The 2849-nt window shown below is 60.2% G+C and carries 4 protein-coding genes and 1 pseudogene; 3 read left to right on the top strand and 2 right to left on the bottom strand.

From position 1 onward, the window contains the following. On the top strand, positions 1–362 hold a 362-nt coding region (locus tag WCA53_RS03525), incomplete at its 5' end, for a hypothetical protein (protein WP_423905515.1). Here WCA53_RS03525 and WCA53_RS03530 read toward each other — a convergent pair. Next, entirely contained in the window at positions 307–624 is a 318-nt protein-coding gene (locus WCA53_RS03530; RefSeq protein ID WP_423905519.1) for a 3-hydroxyacyl-CoA dehydrogenase family protein, read from the bottom strand. The two genes, WCA53_RS03525 and WCA53_RS03530, sit on opposite strands and share 56 nt — an antisense overlap. Before the next feature lie 814 nt (positions 625–1438). Beyond that, positions 1439–1750 (bottom strand): EamA family transporter, encoded by a 312-nt coding sequence (locus WCA53_RS03535; RefSeq protein WP_423905517.1) that lies wholly within the window; start codon positions 1748–1750, stop codon positions 1439–1441. A gap of 41 nt (positions 1751–1791) precedes the next feature. On the opposite strand from WCA53_RS03535, the gene WCA53_RS03540 reads away from it, so the two are divergent. Both WCA53_RS03540 and WCA53_RS03545 read left to right on the top strand, forming a co-directional pair. Beyond that, positions 1792–2058: a hypothetical protein gene (locus WCA53_RS03540; protein WP_423905521.1), complete on the top strand. Its 267-nt coding sequence runs from the start codon at positions 1792–1794 to the stop codon at positions 2056–2058. 301 nt (positions 2059–2359) lie between these two features. Next, positions 2360–2849: pseudogene (locus tag WCA53_RS03545) on the top strand (hypothetical protein); the annotation flags it as partial.

Below are 2849 nucleotides of genomic sequence, written 5' to 3' on the forward strand. Positions count from 1 at the left end.
GTGGTGGCTGGGGTGGCGGCCACTCCCACGACGGCCACTTCCACGACGGCCACTTCCACGGAGGCTGCTGCCACGTGGCGGTCGGCTTCTTTTTCGGCCCGGGCTTCGTCTATGGCTACCCGTTCTACCCCTATCCATATTCGTACTACTACCCCTACTGGCCTGTGACGGCCAGCGCATACCCGGCCGAGGCGACCCAGTACGTCGAGCAAGGGCAGGATGGGCAGCCGGAATCGGGCAGCGGCGTCGCGTCGCAAGCGGCCTACTACTATCACTGCGCGAGACCGGAAGGCTATTACCCGTATGTCAAGGCGTGTCCCGGCGGATGGGAGCGGGTGCCGACGAAACCGCCAGACGGTTGAGCGTCGAACGAACGACACGGCGGTTGCTTCGGGTCGCCGAAATCCTTTGCCGAGCACCTCCATTCACCACACGGCAGACGTCGAGCCGATCGGGTCCGCGAGCGTGAGCGTTGCCGATCGGATGAATCCCGCCGAGCTTCATGCCCGTGTTGATCTCCTCAACGCTCGCCACGCCCTCGGCCAGCACGAAGGACGGCTCGTTGATCATTGACACCAGGATCCTGGTTGTTCGGCGTGCGTCGTTCAGTAACCGCCGCCTGATGAATTGGTTGTGGTTGAACTGCTAGACGCACCGTTGCCGCCTTGATTCATATCACCGCCCGCGGCCGCGGATCCTGAAACTGCGGCCATTCCGAGGCAAACGAGACACGCAAGAACCATCCAAAGCCGCTTCATGGTCATTCCTCCTGGGGAAGCTCGCAGGAAATCCCGCGAAGGGATATCCAGCAAGACATTAACCGCGCTATTGCCGAAGATGCTGAACTGCCGGTGCATGGCGGACGCGTCGCGCGGTTCATCGCGAACGCAGGCGTCGACATAGTCATAAACGTGGCGCTCCGACACCTTATTCCCCATGCGTAACAATGTGGTGCTGGGCGGACTCGCGCTCAGGACCGCGCTATATCCGGACACTCCCCGATTTTCTAACGCCTCAGGATCATGGAAGCTAGTTGTCCGCCGTGGGGACTTAACGGGTCCATCCTCAAGGCAATGTCAGTGACCGAAACTGGCCCGAACCCGGTCCGATGTTGAACTGACGGAGTGAGTCGCCATTGATCGATCCACGTCGGGCAGCAATCGGACCCTTCCCAGTCGATCGGAGCTAATTCTCCGACGTCGGTTGCGACCTCATGACCGGACAGTCTGCGGATCGCAATCCTCGCCAGTAATGTATGCAGTCAGCTTCCGGCCGTTCGCGCATTACTGACATACTGCGCATCATCGCTTGCTGCCGCCGCTCGCTGCAATCAGTACGCGATTTTGGCAAAGGCGGGTCCGGATAACGCCGATACTAAGCGTCGTCGCATGAGAGCGGAAAACTCGCGTGGCAACGGATTATCCGCAGCAACCCGCCATTAACATTTCTCCTTCGCACGATGCAACGCAATACCGGTGATCACGAGTGCGATGCCCGCCAGTTCGGGCAACGTCGGTATTTGCGCGAGCACCAGAAAGCCGATGAGAGTCGCGGTCGCGGGAAGGATCGAAAGCAGCAATGCAAAAGTCGCGCGGCTCAGCCGTGCCATTGCCAGTTGATCGGTGACATACGGAATCACAGATGACGAAATTCCGACGCCAATTGCCGCTGCCAACAGTTTGAAATCGCTCAATGCAGTAAGGGCCTCGTGGATTCCGAAGGGCAGCGCGGCAACCATCGCAACCAGCATCGACAACGCCAGGCGGTCGATCCCGCATCGCCAGAAATCCGATGCCCGATCACGATATAGACGATGAACAGCGCGCAATTCGCAAACGCGTACAGGTAAGCGAGCGGGGCGCCCGCAATGCGGATGTCGGTCAAAATATAGACGCCCGCGCCAGCGATAATCAACGCCGCGACGTTGCGAGCGGACCTTGCACCGAATGCGGCCAGCCCGATCGGCCCGAGGAATTAAAGTTCAGATTTCTTGAGAGCCACGTATCTTCTTCAGTGCTTCAGAAACGGATGTTTCTTGCGACACGTGTTTTGGAATGATCCAGCGCAGCTGGCGACCCAAAAGCTCAGGGTCGTGCTCGATGCTTTTCCGCCAACGCCCATGCCGGTTTCGATTTTTGTATCCGCAGAATCGGCAGTTGTCTTCCTGTGTGCGGGTGTTCGCACGATGGCCGCGGGATATTTTCGAAGCCGTGGGTGAGGATCTGTATCAATGGCCAAAATAAAATATAAACAGACCCGGCGATGACCGTCCCTGCGGCACCGTTTTTGCTCCGCCGAAGCATGCTCGTCAGACGGCGTCCGCCCGTCGGCTCCACGCCCTCGATAAAGGGGAATGCACATGAAACGCTCGCATCTTCCAGATCGCTTTATCGACGTGCTGCTTGCGGCTGTGCTTGCGGGATGCAGCGGGGGCAGCGGTAATTCAAATACCGCTGCCCCCCCGTCCGGCGCGTCCGGAGCCGCTCCCGTGTCCACACCCGCGTCCACACCCGCGTCGGGCACGACAACCCCCTCCAGTACCGGCACGGCATCGAGCCCGGCGGCAACTCCGTCCGGTACAGCAACGCCCCCCACCACCACGCCCTCGAGCCCAAGCACAGGGTCAACGCCCACTACCACGCCGCCCGCGCTCAACGCGGCCGATGTCACGACCTATCACAACGACATCGCGCGCACTGGTCAGCATCTCAACGAGACCGCCCTGACCCCGGCCACGGTGAAGTCGGCGACATTCGGCAAGCTTGGTTTCTACGGCGTGGACGGTCCGGTCGATGCCGAGCCGCTTTATCTTTCAAGTGTGACGATTACCGGCGGTACGCACAACGTGC

The organism is Caballeronia sp. (genome assembly GCF_049581465.1).
Lineage (GTDB): Bacteria > Pseudomonadota > Gammaproteobacteria > Burkholderiales > Burkholderiaceae > Caballeronia.

Excerpts from the sequence above, each read along its gene's own strand:
- WCA53_RS03535 (WP_423905517.1), bottom strand. The coding sequence starts at position 1,750 with ATGCTGGTTGCGATGGTTGCCGCGCTGCCCTTCGGAATCCACGAGGCC.
- WCA53_RS03540 (WP_423905521.1), top strand. The coding sequence starts at position 1,792 with ATGCCCGATCACGATATAGACGATGAACAGCGCGCAATTCGCAAACGC.